General features: G+C 66.3%; 2 protein-coding genes. Both read left to right on the top strand.

From position 1 onward, the window contains the following. A partial coding sequence (locus DCO48_RS22335; protein ID WP_116552779.1) for a non-ribosomal peptide synthetase occupies positions 1-4,164 on the top strand: 4,164 nt, incomplete at its 5' end. Then, on the top strand, positions 4,164-7,007 hold a 2,844-nt coding region (locus DCO48_RS22330; protein ID WP_256584148.1), incomplete at its 3' end, for a condensation domain-containing protein. The genes DCO48_RS22335 and DCO48_RS22330, both read left to right, overlap by 1 nt.

Below are 7,007 nucleotides of genomic sequence, written 5' to 3'. Positions count from 1 at the left end.
TCCTGGCGGATCCTCCTGGAAGACCTGCAAACCGCCTACCGCCAGCAACCGCTGCCAGCCAAGACCAGCTCGGTGAAGGCCTGGGCCGAACAGCTGCAACGGCATGCCCGCAGCGAAACCCTGCAAGACGAGCTGGGCTTCTGGCAGCAGCAACTGCACGGCGCCAAGGCCGACCTGCCGGGCGCCAAGGCCGGTGCCAGCCTGCACAATCGCCACGCCCACACCGTGCACTCGCAGCTCGATGCCGGCCTGACCCGGCAGTTGTTGCAGGACGCCCCGGCGGCCTACCGCACCCAGGTCAACGACCTGCTGCTGACCGCGCTGGCGCGGGTGATCGCGCGCTGGACCGGCGACGACGCGGTGCTGGTGCAGCTCGAAGGCCACGGCCGCGAAGAGCTGTTCGCCGAGCACGACCTGACCCGCACCGTCGGCTGGTTCACCAGCCTGTTCCCGGCGCGCCTGTCGCCAGCGGTGCAGCTCGGCGAGTCGATCAAGCAGATTAAGGAGCAGTTGCGCGCGATCCCGAACAAGGGCAGCGGCTTCGCTGCCCTGCGTTACCTCGGTGACGACGCCAGCCGCGCGGCGCTACAAGCGCTGCCGGTGCCGCGTATCACCTTCAACTACCTCGGCCAGTTCGACGGCAGCTTCACCCAGGCCGACGGCAGCCTGTTCGTTCCGGCCGGGGAGAGCGGCGGCGCCGGGCAGAGCGCCGAGGCGCCGCTGAGCAACTGGCTGACCCTCAATGGCCAGGTCTACGCCGGCCAACTGAGCCTGGGCTGGACCTTCAGCCGCGAGCAGTTCGACCAAGCCACCGTGCAGGCGCTGGCCGACGACTATGCCCGCGAACTGCGAGCGCTGATCGAACACTGCCTGGCACCGCAGCATCACGGCGTGACCCCGTCGGACTTCCCCCTGGCCCGCTTGACGCAGGCACAGCTGGACGGCCTGCCGTTCCCGGCGCAGCAGATCGAGGACCTTTACCCGTTGTCGCCGATGCAGCAGGGCATGCTGTTCCATACCCTTTACGAGCAGAGCGCTGGCGATTATCTGAACCAGCTGCGGGTCGACGTCGAAGGCCTCGATCCAGGCCGCTTCCGCGCCGCCTGGCAGGCCACGCTGGAGGCGCAGGACAGCCTGCGCACGGCGTTTGTCTGGCAGGGCGACCTGGAGCAGCCGGTGCAGGTGCTGCTCAAGGCGCTGCACGTGCCGTTCGGCGAACTCGACTGGCAGGGCCGCAGCGACCTCGACGGCGCGCTCGACCGTCTTGCCGCTGAAGAACTGGAACAGGGCTTCGACCTCAGCGCGGCACCGCTGCTGCGCCTGCGACTGGTCAAGCTCGATGGGCAGCGCTACCACCTGATCTACACCCATCACCACATCCTGATGGACGGCTGGAGCAGCTCGCAGTTGCTCGGCGAAGTGTTGCAGCGTTATCACGGCCAAGCGGTGCCGCGCGCGCCGGGGCGCTTGCGCGACTATATCCAGTGGCTCCAGGCGCAGGATGCTGCGGCCAGCCAAGCGTTCTGGAAGCAGCAACTGGCGGCGCTGGACGAGCCGACGCTGCTGGTTCAGGCACTGGCCGGGCTGGCCGAGCCAGGGCAGGGGCAGGCGGATCTGCATCAGCGCATCGATGCGCTCGGCACCCGCCAGCTGGGCGAGTTCGCCCGGCAGCAGAAAGTCACCGTCAACACCGTGCTGCAAGCGGCGTGGCTGATACTGCTGCAACGCTACAGCGGCCAGTCCACGGTCACCTTCGGTGCCACCGTGGCCGGGCGCCCGGCCGAGCTGGAAGGGGTCGAGCAACAGGTCGGCCTGTTCATCAACAGCCTGCCGGTGATCGCCAGCCCACAACCACAACAGCGCATCGGCGACTGGCTGCAGCACGTGCAGGCGCAGAACCTGGCGCTGCGCGAGCATGAGCACACGCCGCTGTTCGAGATCCAGCGCTGGGCCGGGCGCAGTGGTGGGGCGTTGTTCGATACCTTGCTGGTGTTCGAGAACTATCCAGTGTCGGAGGCCCTGCAACAGGGCAGCGGGGATGAGCTGCGTTTTGGCGCGCTGACGCGTCACGAACTGGCCAACTATCCATTGACCTTGGCCATTGGCCTGGGCGAGAGCCTGAGCCTGCATTACAGCTACGACCAGGCGCATTTCGATGCGGCGAGCATTGCCCGCCTGGGCGAGCACTTGCAGCACCTGCTGCGGCAGATGATCGGCGCTGCCGACGCGCCGCTGTGCTCGTTGGAATTGCTCGACCCGGCCAGCCACGAGGCGCTGATTGCCGAGTGGAACCCGGCCACTGCCGAGTACCCGGATATCGGCTGTCTGCATCAGCGAATCGAAGCTCAGGTGGCCGCTGCACCGAATGCTATCGCTGTGGTGCTCGACGGCCAGAGCCTGACCTACCAGCAGCTCAACCGCCAGGCCAACCAGCTGGCCCATGTGCTGATCGCCCGTGGCGTCGGCCCGGACGTGCTGGTCGGTATCGCCAGCGCACGCCGGCTGGCCCTGCCGGTGGCCCTGCTCGCCGTGCTCAAGGCCGGCGGCGCCTACGTGCCGTTGGACCCGCATTACCCGCAAGAGCGCCTCAACTACATGATCCGCGACAGCGGCCTGAGCCTGCTGCTGGCCGAGGCCGAGCTGCTGGCCCCGCTCGACGTGCCGACGCAATTGCAGACCTTGCGGCTCGACGATCTGGCCAGCACCTGCGCGGGGCAGCCCGAGCACAACCCGGACGTGTCGATGAGCGCGGCCAACCTGGCCTACGTGATCTACACCTCGGGTTCCACCGGTCAGCCAAAGGGCACCTTGCTGCCACACCGCACTGTGCTGCGCCTGTTCCAGGCCACCGAGCAGTGGTTCGGTTTCGATGCCAGCGACGTGTGGAGCCTGTTCCACTCGTATGCCTTCGATTTCTCCGTGTGGGAAATCTTCGGCGCGCTGCTGTACGGCGGCAAGCTGGTGATTGTCCCGCACGACGTCAGCCGCTCGCCGCAGCAGTTCCTCGAACTGCTCGACCGGGAAGGCGTGACCGTGCTGAGCCAGACCCCTTCGGCGTTCAAGCAGTTGATGCACGTCGCCTGTGCCTTGCCCGCCGGTGTCGGCTGCGGCGCCCTGCGCCAGGTGATCTTCGGCGGCGAAGCGCTGGAAGTGAAAAGCCTGCGGCCGTGGTTCGAACGCTTCGGCGACAGCGCGCCACGCCTGATCAACATGTACGGCATCACCGAAACCACCGTGCACGTGAGCTACCGTCCACTGACCCTGGCCGACCTGGAACGCGCTGCCAGCAGCCCGATTGGCGCGCCCATCGACGACCTGTCCTGGTACCTGTTCGACAGTGAGCTGAACCCGGTGCCGCGTGGCTGCATCGGTGAGCTGTACATCGGTCGCGCCGGCCTGGCCCGTGGTTATCTGAACCGCGCCGACCTCAGCGCCACGCGCTTCATCCCCGATCCATATGCGGCAGGCGGGCGCCTGTACCGCACCGGTGACCTGGCGCGCTATCGCCTCGACGGGGTGATCGAGTACAGCGGTCGCCTCGACCAGCAGGTGAAGGTGCGCGGTTTCCGCATCGAGCTGGGCGAGATCGAGGCCAGCCTGCTGGAGCACCCGGCGGTGGCCGAAGCCGCCGTGCTGGCGCTGAACGGCGCCACCGGGGTGCAACTGGTCGGCTACGTGGTGGCGAAGGCCGGCGTGGAGGCCGACACGCTGCGCGAGCCGTTGCGCGCGCACCTGCGTCAGGGCCTACCGGACTACATGCTGCCAAGCCAACTGATCTTCATCGAGCAGCTGCCGCTGACCGCCAACGGCAAGCTCGACCGCAAGGCCCTGCCGGCACCTGACGCGAGCCTTCAGCAACGCACCTATATCGCCCCAGTGACCGAGCTGGAGCAGCAGGTCGCGGCCATCTGGCGGGATGTGCTCAAGCTGGAACGGGTCGGCCTGGGCGATGACTTCTTCGAACTGGGCGGCCATTCGCTGACGGTGGTGAGCGTGGTTTCGCGCCTGCAACTGGAACTCGGCCTGAGCCTTACGCCACAACTGCTGTTCCGCTTCCCTACGTTGCAGGCCTTTGCCGAGCAACTGGAAGCCACGGCCAAACCTTTGAATACGTCGAAATTGAGCAAGCTCGAAGCGCTGCTGGATGAGATGGAGGATTTCTGATGGACAAGTCTGTCGCTTCGAACATTGCCAAACGCTTTATCACCCTGCCGCTGGAAAAACGCCGGCGCTACCTGGAAAAGATGCTGGAGGAAGGGGTATCCCCGGCCAACCTGCCGATCCCCGACGTGCAGTCGTCGTTCGAGCTGCTGCCGCTGTCCTACGCCCAGGAGCGGCAGTGGTTCCTCTGGCAGCTCGACCCGCAGAGCACGGCGTACCACATCCCGGCGGCTCTGCGCCTGAGTGGCGCGCTGGACCTGGCGGCGCTGCAAGGTGCCTTCGCCAGCCTGATCGAGCGTCATCAGAGCCTGCGCACGCGGTTTGTCGAGGATGACGGGCAGACCCGGCAGGAAATCTTGCCGACGCTGAGCCTGGACATCGTCCCGGAACAGCGCCCGTTGGCTGCCGATGCCGAAACCCAGGCGCTGCAGATCAAGGCGTTTGTCGAAGAACAGACCCAGCGCCTGTTCGACCTGCAGCGGGGCCCGCTGCTGCGGGTTGGCCTGTTGCAGGTGGCGGCCGACGACCACGTGCTGGTGCTGACCCAGCACCACATCATTTCCGATGGCGCGTCGATGCAGGTGATGATCGACGAGCTGGTGCAGCTGTATGGCGCCTACAGCCGTGGTTTGCGCCTGGAGCTGCCGCCGTTGCCGATCCAGTACGCCGACTATGCCTTGTGGCAGCGGCATTGGATGGAGGCCGGCGAGCGCGAGCGCCAGTTGGCCTACTGGACGGCGCAGCTGGCCGGTGAGCAGAGCGTGCTGGCGCTGCCCAGCGATCATCCGCGCCCGGCCGAGCAAAGCTTCCGTGGTGCGCGGCATGCGTTGCGCCTGGATGCGCGGTTGAGCCAGGCGCTGAAGCAGCTGGCCCAGCGCGAAAACGCCACCGTGTTCATGCTCTTGCTGGCCTCGTATCAGGCCTTGTTGCACCGTTACAGCGGCCAGGGCGATATCCGCGTTGGCGTGCCGGTGGCCAACCGCAACCGGGTCGAGACCGAGCGGCTGATCGGTTTCTTCGTCAACACCCAGATCCTCAAGGCCGAGGTCGCCCCGCAGCAGCCGTTCCGCGTGCTGTTGCAGCAGGTGCGGCAGGCAGCCATCGACGCCCAGGCGCATCAGGACCTGCCGTTCGAGCAACTGGTCGAGGCCCTGCAACCGGAGCGCAGCCTTAGCCACAACCCGCTGTTCCAGGTGCTGTTCAACCACCAGGGCAGCGCCCAGGCGCAGGCGGCCGAGCAGGCCGAGGCGGTGCTCAATGTGCAGTCGCTGAGCGGGGAGCGACACACCGCGCAGTTCGACCTGACGCTGGAAACCGTGGAGTCGGCGGATGGCGTGACGGCGAACCTGGTGTATGCCACTGATCTGTTCGAGGCGTCGACCATCGAGCGCATGGGCAGGCATTGGCTGAACCTGCTGGAAGGGATTGTCGCGGCACCGGATACGCGGGTGGCGGACCTGCCAATGCTGGACGCGGATGAGCGCCGGGCGATTGTAGAGGGCTGGAATGCCACGGCCACTGCGTACCCGTTGCAGCGCAGCGTGCAGGCGCTGATCGAGGCGCAGGTGGAGCGGGCGCCCGATGCGCCGGCGTTGCTGTTTGGTGAGGTGGAACTGAGCTATGCCGAGCTGAATGCGCGGGCGAACCAGCTGGCGCATCGGTTGATCGAGGCGGGGGTTGGGCCGGATGTGCTGGTGGGCATCGCGGCCGAGCGTTCGCTGGACATGGTGGTGGGCTTGCTTGGGGTGCTGAAGGCGGGCGGGGCGTATGTGCCGCTGGATCCTGAGTATCCCGAGGAACGACTGGCCTATATGTTCGAGGACAGTGGCATTCGTCTGTTGCTGACGCAGCGGCATCTGCTGGAGGCGCTGCCGATTCCCGCTTCCCTGACCACGCTGCTGCTGGAAGAGCCGTTGGACGGCTATGCCACGCATAACCCGAATGTTGAGGTGACCGGGGAAAACCTGGCCTATGTGATTTATACCTCGGGCTCGACCGGCAAACCGAAAGGCGCAGGCAACCGCCACTCGGCGCTGACCAACCGCTTGTGCTGGATGCAGCAGGCGTATGGGTTGGATGGCAGTGATACGGTGTTGCAGAAGACTCCGTTCAGCTTCGACGTGTCGGTATGGGAGTTCTTCTGGCCGTTGATGACCGGGGCCCGGCTGGCACTGGCGGCGCCGGGGGATCATCGCGATCCGGCGAAGCTGGTCGAGCTGATCGAACGGCATCAGGTCACCACGCTGCACTTCGTCCCGTCGATGCTCCAGGTCTTCCTCCAGTCCCTTCCAGAATCCATGGAAGCTGGCTCTTCTGTGGGCGCGGGCTTGTCCCGCGGTCGAGCGCGCAGCGCTCGCCAAGAGTCGCATTCAGCGGATTTGCTGGCGCTTCGCAGCCGTTCGCAGGATACAGGGGGCGGTGGCGTCAGACGCATTATTTGCAGTGGTGAGGCATTGCCTGTCGATGCCCAACTGCAAGTCTTTGCCAAGCTACCAGAGGCCAGCCTCTACAACCTCTACGGCCCCACCGAAGCCGCCATCGACGTCACCCACTGGACCTGCGTCGACGAAGGCCGCGACGGCGTGCCTATTGGCCACCCCATCGCCAACCTGTCGACCTTCATCCTCGACCCGGAACTGAACCCGGTCCCGGTCGGCGTCATCGGCGAACTGTACCTGGGCGGCGAAGGCCTGGCTCGCGGCTACCACCGTCGCCCCGGCCTCACCGCCGAGCGCTTCATGACCAGTCCGTTCGGCAACGGCGAACGCCTGTACCGCACGGGCGACCTGGCCCGTTACCGCGCCGACGGCGTGATCGAATACGCCGGCCGCATCGACCATCAGGTA

The organism is Pseudomonas sp. SDI (assembly GCF_003105155.1).
GTDB lineage: Bacteria > Pseudomonadota > Gammaproteobacteria > Pseudomonadales > Pseudomonadaceae > Aquipseudomonas.
This window is presented reverse-complemented; position numbering and strand designations above follow the sequence as displayed.